Source organism: Methanoculleus caldifontis (genome assembly GCF_032842345.1).
GTDB classification, from domain to species: Archaea; Halobacteriota; Methanomicrobia; order Methanomicrobiales; family Methanoculleaceae; genus Methanoculleus; species Methanoculleus caldifontis.
This window is the reverse complement of sequence record NZ_WBKO01000001.1, coordinates 1,264,844-1,282,039: the sequence shown is the minus strand read 5'-3', so window position 1 is coordinate 1,282,039 and position 17,196 is coordinate 1,264,844. Positions and strand designations below refer to the sequence as shown.

The 17,196-nt window shown below is 62.4% G+C and carries 10 protein-coding genes; 5 read left to right on the top strand and 5 right to left on the bottom strand.

Features of this window, described 5'->3' with window-relative positions:
• Positions 1-420: 420 nt before the first annotated feature.
• Positions 421-1,503: a CapA family protein gene (locus F8E02_RS06530; protein ID WP_317064682.1), complete on the top strand. Its 1,083-nt coding sequence runs from the start codon at positions 421-423 to the stop codon at positions 1,501-1,503.
• Positions 1,500-2,705 (top strand): glycosyltransferase, encoded by a 1,206-nt coding sequence (locus F8E02_RS06525; RefSeq protein ID WP_317064681.1) that lies wholly within the window; start codon positions 1,500-1,502, stop codon positions 2,703-2,705. The genes F8E02_RS06530 and F8E02_RS06525 overlap by 4 nt, the downstream gene beginning before the upstream one ends.
• 106 nt (positions 2,706-2,811) lie before the next feature.
• Here F8E02_RS06525 and F8E02_RS06520 read toward each other — a convergent pair whose 3' ends face one another.
• Positions 2,812-4,272 (bottom strand): right-handed parallel beta-helix repeat-containing protein, encoded by a 1,461-nt coding sequence (locus F8E02_RS06520; RefSeq protein WP_317064680.1) that lies wholly within the window; start codon positions 4,270-4,272, stop codon positions 2,812-2,814.
• Positions 4,273-4,813: 541 nt separating this feature from the next.
• Here F8E02_RS06520 and F8E02_RS06515 point away from each other — a divergent pair.
• Positions 4,814-5,971, top strand: a complete 1,158-nt coding sequence (locus F8E02_RS06515; protein WP_317064679.1) for a glycosyltransferase family 4 protein — start codon at positions 4,814-4,816, stop codon at positions 5,969-5,971.
• Between the two features lie 241 nt (positions 5,972-6,212).
• Positions 6,213-8,426, top strand: coding sequence for a DUF2206 domain-containing protein (locus F8E02_RS06510; protein WP_317064678.1), 2,214 nt, complete (start codon positions 6,213-6,215; stop codon positions 8,424-8,426).
• 124 nt (positions 8,427-8,550) lie between these two features.
• Here F8E02_RS06510 and F8E02_RS06505 read toward each other — a convergent pair whose 3' ends face one another.
• The 4 genes from F8E02_RS06505 to F8E02_RS06490 form a co-directional block, all read right to left on the bottom strand.
• Entirely contained in the window at positions 8,551-9,792 is a 1,242-nt protein-coding gene (locus F8E02_RS06505; RefSeq protein ID WP_317064677.1) for an MATE family efflux transporter, read from the bottom strand.
• A 240-nt stretch (positions 9,793-10,032) separates the two neighbouring features.
• The gene (locus tag F8E02_RS06500) at positions 10,033-12,201 is read right to left on the bottom strand and encodes a CARDB domain-containing protein (RefSeq protein WP_317064676.1); all 2,169 of its coding nucleotides are present in this window, start codon (positions 12,199-12,201) and stop codon (positions 10,033-10,035) included.
• Positions 12,202-12,622: 421 nt separating this feature from the next.
• Positions 12,623-14,278: a hypothetical protein gene (locus tag F8E02_RS06495; RefSeq protein WP_317064675.1), complete on the bottom strand. Its 1,656-nt coding sequence runs from the start codon at positions 14,276-14,278 to the stop codon at positions 12,623-12,625.
• Positions 14,279-14,508: 230 nt separating this feature from the next.
• Positions 14,509-16,062, bottom strand: coding sequence for a right-handed parallel beta-helix repeat-containing protein (locus F8E02_RS06490; protein ID WP_317064674.1), 1,554 nt, complete (start codon positions 16,060-16,062; stop codon positions 14,509-14,511).
• Between the two features lie 421 nt (positions 16,063-16,483).
• Between F8E02_RS06490 and F8E02_RS06485 the strand changes: the two genes are divergently transcribed.
• Positions 16,484-17,134 carry a hypothetical protein gene (locus F8E02_RS06485; protein WP_317064673.1) on the top strand — a complete coding sequence of 217 codons (651 nt, stop codon included), beginning with the start codon at positions 16,484-16,486 and terminating at the stop codon, positions 17,132-17,134.
• The last annotated feature ends 62 nt before the right edge of the window (positions 17,135-17,196 follow it).

The following is a 17,196-nucleotide window of genomic DNA, read 5'->3' as shown; positions in this document are numbered from 1 at the left end:
AGCCCCCTGCTTCATCACCGATCAGTGGGGGTAACTCTCATCATCTGCCGCTCGATAGTCCGATAAGGTAGTCGATGTACGAGCAGTTAATGGTTCGGCACCCGGACGGTAGAGTTACCGGCATCGGTTCACGAACATCCGGAGCAATAGCGGTCCCGGGAACGTCGTATGCGCCGGGAGCGGCACGCCCGGCCCCATAACCGGGGAAAAGATATATATTTCTGTACGGCCTGTCTGGAGCTCAACGCGTCAAGGGAGGGAAGGCAGTATTCCAGGGAATTCATTCTTGAAGGTCTTTTACTCAAACAACAACGGAGAACTGCTGCCGGGGGGCACCACGACAACCCGTAGACAGGCAGGACGGGCAGACCGCAGGCCCGGGCCTTCCACGGGCGGCAGAACGGCTGCCGGGAGAGCGATATGACACCAGTGCGGCTGAAGGCCGTCGGGGACGTGCTGCTCTGGACCAGAAACGGCAAAAAACCGTTCGCCCGGATCGAGCACGAACTCCGCCGGAAAGACCTGCTCTTCGGGAACCTCGAGACGGTCCTCACCGAGAGCGGTACCGAGAGCAGGAAGCGCTGGATCAATTCAAACCCACCCGAATCGGCCGGGCACCTCAAAGACGCCGGGTTCGATATCCTGAGCCTCGCAAACAACCACACCCTCGACCTGGGACGGGAGGGGTTTGAGAAGACCCTCGACGTCCTCGAGGGCCACGGCATCTCCTACATCGGGGGCGCACGGGGCGACAACCCCCTGCCGGGGCTGATCGTCGAGCGGAACGGGCTCCGGCTCGGCTTCCTTGCCTACACGCGGGGGATGTTCCGGTCGCCGCCGGGGGTCACGGTGGCCAAACTGAAGAAGAAGGCCGTCATCGAGGATATCAGGGTGCTCAAAGAGCACTGCGACCATGTCGTCGTCTCCCTCCACTGGGGGATCGAGAACGTCTACTATCCATCCCCTGACCAAGTCGGGCTCGCCCATGCCTTCATCGACAACGGGGCGACCCTGATCCTCGGCCACCACTCGCACACCGTCCAGGGGCTAGAGGAGTACAACGGCGGCCTGATCGCCTACTCGCTCGGCAACTTCCAGTTCGACACCGAACTCTTCAAGGAGGAGGTCAACAGCACCATGATCCTCTCAGTGGACCTCGACCGGCACGGCATCCAGGGCTACGCGGTCACTCCCTGCGTCATCAACAGCGACTTCCAGCCGGAGGTGGCGGAGGGAAGGACCCGCGAGCAGGTGCAGCGCTGGCTCGCAAAGTGCTCGGACCGGGTGCGAAACGGGAACGTCACCCGGAAGTGGTGGTTTGAGGAGGTCGGCGCGGATTACCTGACATACAACCTCGAGAGTTACCGCTACCGCATCCGGCAGCACGGGTTCGCGCCCCTGGTCGAGTGCGGGGTCTGGCTGCTGACGCCGTTCTGCCTGAACTGTTACGCGGGCCTGATCCGGAAGCGGCTGAAGCAACGGCATACCGGGGGACATGCATGAAGATACTACAGGTTACTCCATTCTTCAAACCGCTCTGGGAGTCCGGAGGGGTGGCACGGGTCGCATACGACATCTCCCACGCCCTTCACGAGAACGGGCATGCGGTCACGGTCTACACGACGAACAGGAGCATCTATCCAAACGACCTGCCGACGAACCGCCTGACCGAGGTCGACGGGATGGGCGTCTACTACTTTGAGAACCTGCGAAAGTACGCCCCGACCGTGGTGACCCCGCCGGTGGTTCCCTACCGCATGCCGGCGGTCGCGAGAAAGGAGATGAAGCAGTTCGATCTGATCCACATCCACGACCACCGGACCCTGCTCACCGTCACCGCCTCGCATTACGCGAGGAGATACGGCATCCCGTACGTGCTCCAGGCGCACGGGGCGCTCCCGCAGGACACGGGTTCCACGCGGATGAAGCGGCTCTTCGACCTGCTCTGGTCGGAGAAGGTGATCCTCGGCGCCGCAGGGGTGATCGCGCTCAACGAGACGGAGGCCGAGCGTTACCGGGCTCTCGGCGTCGACGAGGAGAAGATCGCGATCGTCCCGAACGGCATCGACCTCGCCGAGTATCCCGACCTCCCGGCCCGCGGCGCGTTCCGTGCGGCGTGGGAGATCGACCCCGCCGCAAAGGTCGTGCTCTACCTCGGACGGCTCGACCCCACGAAGGGGATCGACCTCCTGATCCGCTCGTTTAAAGAGGTCGCGCGGAAGTTCGACGACGCCGTCCTGATGCTCGTCGGGGGAGACATGGGCTACAACGACGAGTTCAGGCGGCGGGTCAGCGAGCTCGGCCTTGAGGACCGGGTGATCTTCACGGGGTTCGTGAGCAAGGAAGACAAGATGGCGGCATACACCGACGCCGATGTCTTCGTGACGCCGAGTTTCACCGGCTTTCCCGTCACGTTCCTCGAGGCGTGTCTCTGCGGGACGCCCATCGTGACGACGGGCAAGGGAGACCTGCTCGGCTGGGTCGATAATACCGTCGGGTTCACGGCCGATTACACGCCTGAGGCGCTTGCCGGCGCCATCGGGCGCCTGCTTGCCGACGACGCTCTGCGGGCGGAGTTCGGGAGGCAGGCAAAGGAGCTCGTCCGGACGAAGTACAACTGGCAGGCGATCGTCCACGATATCGAGACGTTCTACGCGAAGGCCGCAGACCGGAGCCCGAAGGGGCGCTCGCCGCCGGGTATCTGAAGGGGTTTTACACCGTGACCGGCAGGGCCGCAGACGGTGCGGAGCCCGATAAGGGTTAAAAAAGATTGGGGCCGGGCCCGGACGGGGCCCGGCGGTATCAACAGGTTCAGGCGCCGTCGGCAGGCACGACCTTCATGCCTGTCGTCCGGACGTCGCCTCCACCCTCAACCACGAAGGCGCGGTCGGAGTCGGAGGTGACCTCTCCTGTGTACTCGACGTTCTGGTTGTTCTTTGCCCAGACCAGAGTCTCGACCAGGTCGCCGGATGCGATGATGTCGACCGACGAGTCGCTGAACTGGCCGTTCGTGCCGCCGAGGCTCGCACCCTTGCCGCCGATCCCGGCCGGGTTGATCATCTGGAAGTTCTTGATCTGGACATTCTTCGCGAGATCGATCTGGATGCCGTAGCCGTGGGAGTCGATGCTCGTGCAGTTCTCCAGGACCAGAGAGGGGTTCACCGAGCGGGTCGGGATGGCGTAGTAGCCGGCCGGCTTGCGGTGGGTGTAGTCGGTCTTCCCGGCGCCGGACTCCTTCTCGACGCAGTTGTAGAGCTTGCCGCCGTTCGTGGCGTAGAAGCCATACAGCGAGTTGCCCTCCGCCGTGCAGTTGATGAACGTCACGTCGCAGTTCGGGGCGTAGTAGCCGCACCCGAAGTAGTGGGTCGACATGTCGCTCTGCTTGTAAGGCACCGTCGGGTAGGGCTTCTGCCCGTTGTTTACACTCGTGCAGTTCTCGAGAACCGCGTTTGTCACCTTGGGGTCGAACTCGAAGTGGAACCCGGACTCAAGATTGCCCTCGGCGTGGCAGTCCTTGACGTAGAGGCCGTCCATATCGTTGAGCTCGGCAAAGTCGAACCCGGTGATCCAGGGGTTGAACGCGCCGAACTTGCCGCAGTTGATCGCGGCGCAGTTCTCGTAGCGGACGTCCTTGATGGTCTTGTTGGTCGTTCCCCAGGCGTTGTGGAGGAACCCGTAGGTCCCGGTGTCCACGGCCTTGCAGTTGACGAACTCGACATCCTCGAGGGTCGGCGCATAGACAGCCGGGTCGTGGATCAGGAGGAAGACCGCCTGGATGGTCGTATCCGCGGTTCCCGTGATGTTGTGGATCTCTGCGTGGCTTGCACGGACGGTCACCACGCCGAGCCACTTGACGCCGCTGCTGTAGCCGCTGCCCTTGACGCTGAACCCGTCGAGGGTCACGTACTCGCGGTCGACGTTGATGCGCCCGTCACGGGTGAACACAAGGTTCGTCGCGTCCGGACCCTGGCCGGAGAGCGTCGTGCCTCCCGCCGGAGCGAGGATGCCCGCACAGTTGAACGTACCTTCCGAGAGGACGACCTTACCGCCTTCGGGCAGCGCGGCGAGCGCCTGCCGGATCTCCACGTGGTCGTCGACGCCGTCACAGACATAGTCTGCCTGGTTCTTCGACAGTTCGGTGCTATCGCTTGCAGCCACGGTGAGCGTGGCTCCTGTTGCAGACTCCGCCGCACTGACCGGCGAGAATGCCGGGATCAGGCAGCATACCAGGAGCACTGCAGCCAGTCTGAATATATTTCGCCTTTCTGTCATGCCATTCAGCCTCTCTGTGAGGTATCACTACCGTCTTTCAATCGCAGTATAAATATTTTATTCAAAAAATAAAATTCATTATTATAATTATTTTAATATATAATTCAATAAATGAGGTCGGCTCACGATGATAGGTCAGGAGAGGAGATATCGAAGTCTGCAAAAACATATTATATCATTTAATGAATTAAAATCGAAGAGTATAAATATTCGCGCTTTCTGCCGTCGGACCCCGGTAACAGCCCCGGCAGAACCGCCTCCTCGCACGGGGGATGAACGCCCGGCTCCATGCGTCGGCAGGCCCCCCGGACCCCGGCCCCCACCGGTGCCCGGCAGCCTGAAGCGTTGCCGGAGCCATCCGGTTTGCCGGGCGGAGGGCCAGGGCAGGCGGGATTCTGCCCTGCCCCGCAGTGACGTCCCCGGTGGCAGGAGCCCCCGGAGAGCGATCTCCCCGACCGCAGGCCCCTGCCCGGAGCCTTCCGGGCCAACGGGGCTTCCGGACGCAATCTCTATATAGAGCATCCCCATACAGAGTGCCCGTATGCGAGTGGCATGCCTGACCTTCTGGTTCTACGACTACACCATCCAGATGGCAAACGAGCTCGCCCGGCACGCCGAGGTGCTGCTGCTGCTGCCGGACTACAGGTCGGAGGAGTACCTGGAGAGCATCGACCCCCGGGTGAAGGTCAGCGTCTTCCCCTACTCCGATACGTCGCGGATCTCGATGCTCCGGGAGATCGTCGCGACGGTCGACGGCTTCAAGCCCGACGTCGTTCACTTCCAGGTGAACAACCCCATGCTCTGCCCGCTCCTCCCCATGCTCCGGAGATACCCGCTGGTGGCGACGTTCCACGACATCGAACCGCACCCCGGCGAAGACCGCCTCCTGGACATCGGCTCCCTCCTCTACCGGCTCACCCTGCTCACGTCCCGGCTCCTCCCCGACCGGATCTTCGTCCACGGCAGAGCGCTCAAAGAGACCCTGGTGCGGGAGTACCGCGTCCCCGGCCGGAAGGTGCATGTCATCCCGATAGGCGAACACGAGGTTACGCCGTTCACGAAGTTCGAGCAGGAGGGGCTGGGGCCCGACGGGCGCCGGATCCTCTTCTTCGGCCGGATTCATCGTTACAAAGGGCTCGAGTGCCTGATCCGGGCCGAACCCCTCATCACCCGCGAGGTCCCCGACGCCCGGATCGTCATCGCCGGGACGGGGGAGGAGTTCGGCAGGTACGAGGCGATGATGGCAGGAAGGGACGCCTTCGAGGTCCGAAACTACAGGATACCCTACGAGGAGGGCGCCCGGCTCTTCCAGCAGGCAAGCCTCGTGGCGCTCCCGTATATCGAAGCGTCCCAGAGCGGCGTCATCCCGACCGCGTACGGGTTCAGGCGGCCGGTCGTCGCCACGGATGTGGGAGGATTACCCGAGATCGTCGACGACGGCAGGACCGGATACGTCGTGCCGCCGCGAGACCCGGAGGCGCTGGCCGCCGCACTCGTGAGCCTGCTCAAAGATCCGGAGGCGTGCCGGCGCATGGGGGAGCAGGGCTACACGAAACTGAAGACGGATATGGCCTGGTCCACGATCGTGAAGTCTCTCCTCGCGGTCTACAACGAACTGGTACCCGTTCCGGGGAGGAGCGACTCCTTCGCAGGCAAGAAGCCTCACGATCCGGTCTCGATCGCCGGAGAAGAGCGATGAGACGGGGGTTGCCGGGCTGAGGGGGATCTTCAGGGCCGGATCTTCCGGCCCACACCGCACCGGGGGCCGGATGGCCGGGGGGGAGGAGCATATCGCCCCCACGGCAGGCGGGCCATGCCAAAAGTTTTTATAGAGTAACCAGATAGTCAGTGCAGATACGGACTTACCGGAGACCACCAGGACAGAGAGACCATTCCCATGTACACAGCCAGCGAACAATTTACAGGAGGTACCGGGACCCATGCACCTGCTCAACCCGTTCAGGATGAACGACTGGGATAACAGGACGTTCTTCTGGGCGTTTCAGGCATTTCAGGTCGCCTTCGTCGCGGTGGTCTGCCTCAGCCTCGTCGGATACCACATACCGATCGCGCGGGAAGTTCTGGCCCTCCTCTACCTCACGTTCCTGCCCGGCCTTCTCGTGTTGAAGGCGCTCAGGCTCCATAACCTCGGCACGGTCGAGACGACGCTCTACTCGGTCGGGCTGAGCCTTGCGGTCCTCATGCTCACCGGCCTTGCCGCAAATGTCGTCTACCCGCTGATCGGGTACGCACGGCCGTTCTCATTCGCGATCCTCTTTATCACGATCGTCGCCGTCGTCCAGGTCCTCTTCTACCTCGCGCTCGTCAGGGACAGGGAATACGCCGGCGCGAGTTCTGCGGGGGCGGAGATCTCCATCCCCCCTCCCGCAGCCCCGCTTCTGGCGCTGCTCCCGTTCTTTGCGATCATCGGGACCCACCTCAGGAACGAGTACCACATGGTGACGCTCCTCTTCCTCCTCCTCGTCCTGCTCGCCGTTATCGGCCTTGCCGTCGGGTTCGACCGCCTCATCCCGCCATCGTGTTATCCGCTCGCGGTCTACGCGATCGCACTCTCGCTTCTCTACCACACCTCGCTGATATCGGAGTATATCTGGGGCTACGACATCCACCACGAGCTCCACCTCATCAACAGCGTGCTGGTGCCGGGACTCTGGGACATGACCATCCCCTACAATACGAACGGGATGCTCTCGATCGTCGCGCTCGTCCCCATCTACTCGCTCATCTGCGACTTAGACCCGGTCTGGGTCCTCAAGATCATCTACCCCCTCATCTTTGCCCTCGTCCCGCTCGGCGTCTACAGGGCCGTCGAGAAACAGACGAACGCGAAGGTCGGGTTTCTCTCCGCCTTCTTCTTCGTCTCGTTCTTTACGTTCTACACGGAGATGATCTCCCTTGCCCGCCAGCAGATCGCGGAACTCTTCCTGGTGCTGACCATCCTCGTGCTGATCGACAAGTCCATGGCCCGGAGCAGCCGGGCGTTCCTCATGGTCACCTTCGGCTTTGCGATGATCGTCTCGCATTACGGCCTCTCGTACATCTACCTCTTCTCGCTCGTTCCGGCATGGCTCCTGCTGATCCTTCCCGAGCACCTGCCGTCCCGCATAAAGGGAATGCTCCGCGGGATTCCGGACGCCCTGGCGCACGACCCGCTGGCCCCGGGGGGAGCCGCTCCCCGGCCGGAAGTCAGGACGCTCGTCCTCCCCTACATCCTGGTCTTTGCCATCCTCACCTACCTCTGGTACTCGACGGTGGCGGAAGGAACGGCGTTCGCCACCATCGCCGGGATCGGGGATAAGATCTGGACCACCCTGTTCATCCAGACCCACAGCGCGACCCCCGCCCAGGGGATGCAGATCCTCACCGGCCAGTCGGCGACGCCCCTGCACAGCCTCGCGAAGGTCGTCCATATCGCGACCCAGGGGCTCATCGCCGTGGGGCTGCTCGCGGCCCTCGCAAAGCGCGGGCGGTGGCGGATCGAGCCCGAGTACCTCGCCGTCTCCCTGGTCTTCCTCCTCATCAACGTGGCCGGGATCGTCGTGCCGTTCTTTGCGAGTTCGCTCAACACCAGCAGGCTGTACCACATCACGCTGCTCCTCCTCGCGCCGTTCGCGATCATCGGCGGCATAACGCTGTACGAGGCAGTGGCCGGGAGGCTACGCGCCATAAGCGCCGTGCCGTTCATGGGGACGGCGTACCAGGCGCTCTCGCTCTTCTTCGTCGTCTTCCTCCTCTTCAACAGCGGGGTCATCTACCAGGTCGTGGGCGACAGCCCGACATCGATGGCGCTCGAGACGACCGGGGACAAGCCGGTCTTCAACGGCAAAGAGGTCCAGGGAGCAAGATGGCTCCTCTCGGAAGGCAACCAGCGCCCCATCTACGTCGACGGTATGCGCTGGTGGCTCCTCCTCGGCTTCGACCCGGGCCATCAGCGATACCTCCCGGCAAATGCGTCGCTGATAGAGCCGAACTCCTACACCTACTTCGGCACCTACAACCTCGTCCGGGAGGACATCCGGCTTGAGGCGCAGAAGAACACGGTCACGACGGCGATGTACGTCGATGCCGGACTCTTCGTAGAGAACCAGAACAGGATCTACGACAACGCCGGTTCAGCCGTCTACTACCGGTGACGGGCGGGCGTCCGGCCCCTGCAGCGGTTCTGACGGCATCATCCGGAGCTGCCCTCCGCGCATATGCCGGAGGCGGGCGCCGGGAGGAGAAGAGCCTCCGGCCGATCGGCCGGGAGAACCTGGCTTATACCCACCCTTTCTTCTTCAGGATCAGGCCCACGAGGAGCGTGCCTGCAAGATACGTGGTAAACCACGCATACCCCATCCCGATGAGGCCGAACCGGTCCATCAGGGTATAGCCGAGGCCGAGCAGGGCGATGCTGACAAAACCGCTCAGGATGATGAGGCTCCGGATATCGTTCCGGACTTTTGCTATGGATATGAAGGTCTGGCAGATCGAGACGAAGAGGGCGGAGACCGCGAGCACCTGGAGCAGGGCTATCCCCTCGACGTAGTCTTTGCCGATCAGGCTGAGGATCTGCTCCCCGAAGAGGGAGAGAACGATGATTGCAGGTATGAGCAGGGCGAACATGCTCGCGAGCGTCCGGAGCACGCTCCCCTTCATCTCCCCGCCGTGGCTCCCCTCGACGAAGAGCGAGGTCGTGAACGCGTAGGGGATCATGAAGAGCACCGAGACGATGGCGTAGGTGATGTAGTAGTTGGCGGTGCTCTCGGCGCCGAGCACGTGGAGCACCATGATCGGGATGACCATGTTCGGTGCCGACATCAGTATCCCGGCGACGTATGCGCCGGCTGAGAACTGCCAGGCCTCCCGCAGGAAGACCCGGTCCACGCCCAGTACCGGGCGCACGGAGGACCGCGAGAGGAGGAAGAGAGCAAGGAAGAGGCCGATGACGAACGAGAGGCCGAAGGCCCCGAAGATACCCGTCGCCCCGAGGAAGACCAGGGGCACCAGGAAGAGGATCCTCGACCCGTAGAGGAGGTTCAAGGCAAAGTAGTGCTCGGATCTCCGCAGGGCGTTGAGCGCGCCCTCAAGGACCCAGGTGACGGAGTATGCTCCGAGGATGATGAGGTAAAGCGGCGCGATCGTCCGGACGATCGCGAGCTCCGGTGAAACTAAGTCGACCGTGGCGATGAAGAGCAGGCCCGCACCGAGCGCGATCGCCGTCGGCACGAGGATGGCGGTCCCGAGCACCCGGTTCTTGTCACGGCTGGGAAAGAACCGGATCACCGACTGGTCCAGGCCGAGCCGGGAGATGAGGATGAGGAGCCCGACAGACGACATCAGGGCAGTTGCGATGCCCACGTCCGCCTGCGAGTAGAACCGGGCCGCGATCATCCAGAAGAAGAACCCGAATCCCGCTGCGACGAACGATGAAGCCATGATGAAGAACGAGTTCCGGATAAGCGGCTCCTGGAACTGCCTTCTCACCTCACTGAAGTTTTTGGGGAGTGCTACTGCCATTGGGCGCCAGTATCGGGCGGCACCTATATAGATGTATCCACCGGTCCGGCTGCTTTCGGGTTGAGGGACCCGTAGGAGAGGCTCTTTGAGGTCCTGCCGACCGGGATAAGCCCCGGCGGTCTTCGTAGAGATAGGAAAGTTTTATCCGCAGGAGCCTGTCGCCGGCTTACGCGGCAGGATGCCGGCGAGAACAAGAATAAAAACGGGGTGGGAGACGGGGGTTCACCCCCGGCTCAGATGTTAGAGCGAGGAGATCCTGCCGAAGAAGAAGTCGGTCAGCAGGGCAACGTCCTTCCAGTCCACGGTGCCGTTCCCGTCAAGGTCGGCAGCCGTCCGGGAGGTGGTCTTCCCCTGCGCCATCTCGGCAGCAATCATCACGTCGGTCCAGTCAACGCTGCCATCTCCGTTGAGGTCTCCCTTGACGGGGGCCGGCTGGGCAACGACGATCTGCTTGCTCATAACATTGTTGTTCTCATTGCTCTCGGAGATCCGGTTGACATCGTCCACGTTGGCCTTCACGGTGTGAGTGCCGAGGGCGGCCTTCCAGGTCGCGCCTGCAGAGCCGCCGGTGGCGGTCAGCGTGACCCAGTGCCCCGGAGCGATCGATGCGGTGTGGGTGTCGGACCAGACGCCCGGCCCGGAGGCACCGTCATTGAACGTGAAGATGACGCCGTGCTTCACGCCCGCAGGCGTGGCGGCGGTCCCCTGGTTCTTGATGGTGGCCTTGAGCGTCACCGCGCTTCCCGGAGCCGGGTTCTTGGGTTCCCAGGAGACATCGGTCACCACGAGGTCCGGCTTCCCGGAGGGAGCGGGCGTGGTGGGGGCCGGTGTCGGCGTGGTGGGCACCGGCGTCGGGGTGGTAACCGGAACGGTCGGGGTCGGTGTCGGCGAACCGGTGGACGTAACCTTCACGTTCTGGAGGGTCACCTGACCGGCCGGGACCGTGCTCACGACGGTCACACCGGAGGAGCCGGCGGGGAGAGTCTTTGAGACGATCTCCATGTTCTTCACGAGGACGTTCTTGGTCCTGTAGCCCTCGATGACGAACGGCTTTGCGGAGTCGGAGACGATCTGGCCGGAGAAGACGGTGTTCACGTTCTCCTTCGCCCAGACAAGCGTCTCGACACGGTTGCCCGACGCGTAGATGCTCACTTCGGAGTTGTCGAACTGGCCGTTCGTGCCGCCGAGGCTGGAACCCTTACCCTTGTACCCGACAGGGTCAATCAGGTGGAAGTTCCGGATCTTCACGTTGTTCGCGAGGTCGACCTGGAGGCCGAACGCACGCGAGGTGATGCTCGTGCAGTTCTCCATCACTGTGGACGGGTTGACCGAACGGGACGGAATGCTGTAGTAGCCGGCAGGCACCCGGTAGGAGAAGTCGGTCCTCCCGATACCGGTGTCCTTCTCGACACAGTTGTAGAGCTTGCCGCCGTTGGTGGTGTAGAACCCGTTCATGGAGTTGCCCACTGCCGTGCAGTTGATGAACGTCACGTCACAGTTCGGGGCGTAGAAGCCGCACCCGAAGTAGTGGGTCGACATGTCGTTCACGTTGTAAGCCTTTGTCGGGAAAGGCTTGATCCCGTTGTTGTTGCTCGTGCAGTTCTCGAGAACCGCGTTTGTCACCTTGGGGTCGAACTCGAAGTGGAACCCGGACTCAAGGGTGCCCTCTGCAATGCAGTCCTTGACGTAGAGGCCGTCCATATCGTTGAGTTCCGCGAAGTTGAACCCGGTCACCCAGGGATTGAACGCGCCGAACTTGCCGCAGTTGATCGCGGCGCAGTTCTCGTAGCGGACGTTCTTGATGGTCTTGTTGGTCGTTCCCCAGGCGTTGTGGAGGAACCCGTAGGTCCCGGTGTCCACGGCTCTGCAGTTGATGAACTCAACATTCTGCAGGGTCGGGGCATACACGGTAGGATCGTGGATCAGGAGGTAGACCGCCTGGATGCTGGCATCTGCGGTTCCCGTGATGTTGTGGATCTTCGCGTGGCTTGCACGGATGTTCATCACGCCGAGCCACTTGACGCCGCTGCTGTAGCCGCTGCCCTTGATGTGGAACCCATCGAGGGTCACATACTCACGGTCGACGTTGATGCGTCCGTCGCGGGTGAACACAAGTTTTGTCTTGTCTGCACCCTCCCCCTTGAGAGTCGAGCCTGCTTTGGGAGCAATGATCCCTGCACAGTTGAATGTGCCGCTTTTCAGGAGGACAACACCGCCGGATGATGGCAGGGCATTCAGTGCTGCCTGAATCTCCACATGATCATTGACCCCATCACAGACGTAGGCAGCCGCTGCTTTATCAGCCGCGCTGCTATCGCTTGCCGCGACGATCGTGGTGGGGGTCGCATCGAGTGCACTGACAATCGGGATGAGCCCGACGATCAGGAACACTGCGATTAAAAGCTTCATTGTCCGTCTATCTCGCATATCTCACCTCTTGGGAGATACTGCATTATCTGACAACCCTGACATAAAATCTTTTTTAATTTAATATAACGACAAATATAATTCTAATTTTTAAATAGGCCAAGAAATTCATGTGAAATCGAATTTTTTTGCAGTTTGCTCAGCAGAGGTGAAAATAGAAAAGTATTTATCAGCAATCAAACTTTAGCGCACACACCCCGCGGCGGGAGCCCCCGGACAGGGAGTGTCCCGGGCAGGCAAACCGGCCACAAATACGGAATTTTATCTCGAGAATCGTATGAATCCCGGGAAGATCCCGGGCCCCCGATCTCCGACCGGCCGGACCGGCAGCCACCCCCCCCTGCCGCACCCCGGAGAAGGAGGAGACCCGGACCCGCCCGCGGCGGGAAGAGGACGAGGAGAACTACGGTGTGCCGGAAGTGACCGCCACGTTCTGAAACGTCACCGCTCCGGCAGGCACCGTATTCGCGAGGGTCACGCCGTTGGTGAACGGCGAACGGCTCGCAGAGACGATCTCCATATCCTTGATCCGGACGTTCCTGGTCTGGTCGCCCTCGATCACGAACGGCTTTGCGGTGTTGGAGATGATCTGCCCGGAGTACTCGACATTCTCGTTATTGCGAGCCCAGATCAGCGTCTCGACCCTGTCGCCCGATGCGTAAATATTGACAACCGAGTTCGCCAGCGGACCGCCCTGCGCTCCGCCGAAGTTGGTCGCCTTCCCATCGATCCCGGCCGGGTTCTCCAGGCGGAAGTTCTGGATCAGGACATAACTCGCGTACTCGATCTGGAGACCGTAGCCGTTCGAATCCACGCTCGAGCAGTTATCGAGCACCAGGGACGGCGATATCGACCGGGTGGGAGCGGCGTAGAACGATGACGGCTGGACGATCCGGTAATCCGTCTTCCCGGCACCGGCGCCTCTATCGATACAGTTGTAGAGTTTCCCACCGTTCGTGGCGTAAAACCCATACCGGCTGTTATCCTCCGAGTAGCAGTTGATAAACGTGATGTCGCCCCTGGGAGCGTAGAAGCCGCACCCGAAGTAGTGGGTCGACATGTCGTCCTCCCGGTAGGCCTTCGTCGGGTAGGCTTTCTGCCCGTTGTTCCGGCTGATACAGTTCTCGAGGATGCAGTCCCGTTTCTGGGGGTCCCACTCGAAGTGGAACCCGGACTCGAGGCAGCCCTCGGCGAGGCAGTTCGTCACCCGGAGACCCTCGATGTCGTTCAGCTCGGCAAAGTCGAACCCGGTCACCCAGGGGTTGAACGCCCCGAACCTGCCGCAGTTGATCGCGGCACAGTTCTCGTAGCGGATGTTCCGAAGCACCTTGTTCTCCGACCCCCAGGCGTTGTGGAGGAACCCGTAGGTCCCGGTGTCCACGGCCCTGCAGTTGACGAACTCGACGTCCTCGAGGATGGGAGCGTAGACGTTCGGGTCGTGCAGCAGGAGAAAGACCGCCTGCGTGCTTGCATCGGCGGTCCCCTCGACGGCGAGGACCTTCGCGTGGCTCGCGTAGATGGTGATCACCCCGAGCCAGCGATCGGTCCTGGTCTGCGGGTAGCCGGTTCCCCTGACATGGAAGTTGTAGAGCGTGACGGATTCCTCAGAGACGTTGAGCCGCCCGTTCCGGGTGAACTCGAGGAACGTGGATTGAGGCCCTTCTCCGCGGAGCAGGGCGTTTGCACCGGGATAGATGCTCCCGGCACAGTTGAACGTACCCGCGGTGAGGGCGACCGTGCCGCCCGACGGCGGCAGGGCGTCAAGTGCAGCCTGGAGCTCCACGTGATCGTCTCTACCGTCACAGACATAGGTAGCCTTCGCCTTATCGGCCGCGCTGCTGCCGTTTGCCGCGACGACGATCGTCGGCCCGCTCGCCTCCGGCGGTACCACCGGCGTTGCGGGGATCAGCGTGATCGGCGGCGGGGGAGGAGGCGGGGAGACCGGCCCCGGCGAATAATAGTGCATGACCAGCATAACGGCAGCGATCACGGCAAGAATTACTGCAACGGCTATGAGGATACGCCGGTCTCCGGCTCCCGGATGTGGTCTCGCTGACATGAACTATGACCTGCCTGTTGTTACCCTGCCGGCGATCGGGAGAGACGACCGTCCCCGATCGGGGAGGACGGCAACGCCTTCTCCCGGCTGATACCCCTATGAGGCGGAGGTACCATTTAAGGGTTTAGTCCGCCCGCTCCCCCACAGCGCCCGCCGGCGCGGGCCCGCAGGCAAGGCGGAGGAGCATAGAGCCCCGGCATCCCCGGGAGGGCCGGCGAACCGGTCCGGGTTCAAACATACCCGTTTCCCCGGAGAACCGGGACCATCGCATCGACCGGCAGCACCTCGAGTCCCTCAAGGTCCACGTCCCCCGCCCGGGTCCCCTCGAGCAGGATCGGCCGGGGGGCATCGGAGTAGATCCTGCCGGAGTATACGACGTTCCAGTTCTCGACGACGTACAGGAGTGTCTGCGGCCGGTTTCCCGACGCCGTCAGGTCGATCGTCGAGTTCGCAATGCCCACGGTGATCGTCGAGTTCGCCGGGAGCTCTGTTGGGGGGCAGCCCAGCAACGCCCCGAAACGCCCGACGCCCGCCGGATTGGTCATGGTGAAGTCCCTGACGAGCAGGTTCTCCGCGCCGCAGGCAAAGAAGCCCCACCCGTTCGTATCGAGGCTCCTGCAGTGCTCCATAACGATAGATGGGTCTCTTGCGGTCCGCTCCGTCTGGAGGATACAGTAGGCGGCGGGTTTTGGAGCGAGGCCCCCGGAACGCCCGGTGCCGCTCTCGGTACAGTTATACAGCAGCATCCCCGCCGGGTTGCTTATGAAGAACCCGAACGCGCTGTTCTCTTCGGCCCGGCAGTTCACCAGGGAGACCTCTCCTCCCGGCAGGTAGAACCCTGCCCCGAAGAGCCCCGGGTCGCCCACGAGGTAGTCGTCGGGGAAGGGTTTGTGTCCGTTGTTCCTGCTCGAACAGTTGACGAAGACGCAGTCCCGCTTATCGGGGTCCCACTCGAAGTGGAACCCGGACTCGAGGCAGCCCTCGGCGAGGCAGTCCGTCACCCGGAGGCCCTCGATGCCGTTCAACTCCGCAAAATCGAACCCGGTCACCCAGGCGTTGAACGCGGCGTCCCTGCCGCAGTTGATCGCGGCGCAGTTCTCATAGCGGATGTTTTTGAGCGTCGTGTTCTCCGACCCCCAGGCGTTGTGGAGGAACCCGTAGGTCCCGGGGTCCACGACCCGACAGTTGACGAGCTCGACGTCTTCGAGGACGGGAGCGTAGACGTTCGGGTCGTGCAGCAGGAGGAAGACCGCCTGAATGCTTGCGTCGGCGGTGCCTGTGATGTTGTGGAGCGTTGCGTGGCTCGCGTAGACGGTGATCACCCCGAGCCACCTGGTGAGGTCGGGCATCGTGTCCGTGCTCAGGTCGGTATAACCGGCCCCGGCGACACGGAATCCGTCCAGGGTGACATACTCAGAGGAGACGTTGAGCGTACCGTTCCGGCTGAACGAGAGCGTCGTCGCCTCCGGGCCGTTGCCGCGGAGCGTCGTTCCCGCGGGAGGGATGATGCTCCCCGAACAGTTGAACGTGCCGCCCGAGAGGACGACCGTGCCGCCTGCCGGCAGCGCGACGAGCGCCTGCTGGATCTCCAGGTGATCGTCGAAGCCGTCGCAGGCGTAGTCTGCCCACGCCTTCGACGCAGGGCCGCTGTCGCCCGCCGCCACAACGACCGTTGTCCCGGGCGATGCGGCAGCAGCGCTCTGGACGAGCAGGATGCCGAAGGCTATGGCAAGCAGGCGGGCAAAACGCGACTTGGCAAACGTATCGGGCAGGCAGGTCGTCATTGCATCACGCAGCGTCCAGACCGGAGACGCTACCCCGGCCGCGAATCAGGCAGTTTCCCGGCGGCTCCGGACTTCCATACGGCATCGGGGGCCACCCGGTGCGAACGAGGCACCGCCGGATATAAGCATTGAGATATAAAAAACAGTAGGTCCTGAAATCGGCATCCATGCCCTGAGCTCCGGGTTTGAGATGCCGCAGGCAACGGACAGGGCAGGGGTCCGTTCTGCACAGGCATCAGATACGCCGGGGGCGGGGCTGGAAACCGGATGAGCCGCATATCTCCCCATGAGCACCCGCCCGGGACCCCGGGCCGCCACGGATCCCGGCGAGGGTTAATCGAGGCCTGAAGGGCCGAATCGGGAGGCTACGTGAGTCGCCGGTGGAATTGTATATAATGGAATACAATATTTATTACAATATATGTCCGGAAAAAGGGAAGTCACCATCGGGATCACCATCAACCTCCAGAACTATGAAAACCTCCGCCTCGAGGTCGAGGGTGATGTAGAGACCCAGGAAGATGTGGACGAACTGATCACGTTTCTCGACGGAGTGCTTGCCCGGCTCGGCCGCGGCGATCCGGCGACCGCCGAACGGGTGGATGCGTATCGCCGGCGCGTCCTGAAGGCCAGGTCTGCAGACCAGGAGAGACCTGCAGAAGAGCCGGTAGAGGCTGAGGCCGAGACCCCCGCCCCGGCAGCGCCCCCTGTCCGCGAGGAAGAGCCGGCAGCGCCCCCTGTCCGGGCAGAAGAACCGGCGGCACCTGCTCTCCGCGAGGAAGAACCGGCACACCCGGAGGAGAAGAGGGCCTGCCCTTCTGTCGAGCTGATCGCGGCAGCAATCCCCCCGGCACCGGAGCAGCCTCCGACCCCCGAGCCGGCCGCAAAACCGGAGGAGCCGGCAGCGGAAGAAGCGCCGCCGCACCAGGAACCGGCTGCAGCACAGCCGCCCGCAGCCTCCGCGGGAGAGGTCTGCGAGATCTGCGGTGCAGCAGTGACGAAATCGCAGGCGAAGCTCTCTCAGCTCTTCATGAGCAAAACGCTCTGCAAGAAGTGCATGGAACAACCGTAAGCTGCGCCAAATCTGCTCGATAGGGAAAATAAAACCTGGAGGTTATTTATACTACAGTATCC

Bases quoted from the DNA above. Each gene is read 5' to 3' on its own strand.
- F8E02_RS06530 (WP_317064682.1), top strand. From the start codon at position 421: ATGACACCAGTGCGGCTGAAGGCCGTCGGGGACGTGCTGCTCTGGACC.
- F8E02_RS06525 (WP_317064681.1), top strand. From the start codon at position 1,500: ATGAAGATACTACAGGTTACTCCATTCTTCAAACCGCTCTGGGAGTCC.
- F8E02_RS06520 (WP_317064680.1), bottom strand. From the start codon at position 4,272: ATGACAGAAAGGCGAAATATATTCAGACTGGCTGCAGTGCTCCTGGTA.
- F8E02_RS06515 (WP_317064679.1), top strand. From the start codon at position 4,814: ATGCGAGTGGCATGCCTGACCTTCTGGTTCTACGACTACACCATCCAG.
- F8E02_RS06510 (WP_317064678.1), top strand. From the start codon at position 6,213: ATGCACCTGCTCAACCCGTTCAGGATGAACGACTGGGATAACAGGACG.
- F8E02_RS06505 (WP_317064677.1), bottom strand. From the start codon at position 9,792: ATGGCAGTAGCACTCCCCAAAAACTTCAGTGAGGTGAGAAGGCAGTTC.
- F8E02_RS06500 (WP_317064676.1), bottom strand. From the start codon at position 12,201: ATGAAGCTTTTAATCGCAGTGTTCCTGATCGTCGGGCTCATCCCGATT.
- F8E02_RS06495 (WP_317064675.1), bottom strand. From the start codon at position 14,278: ATGTCAGCGAGACCACATCCGGGAGCCGGAGACCGGCGTATCCTCATA.
- F8E02_RS06490 (WP_317064674.1), bottom strand. From the start codon at position 16,062: ATGACGACCTGCCTGCCCGATACGTTTGCCAAGTCGCGTTTTGCCCGC.
- F8E02_RS06485 (WP_317064673.1), top strand. From the start codon at position 16,484: ATGTCCGGAAAAAGGGAAGTCACCATCGGGATCACCATCAACCTCCAG.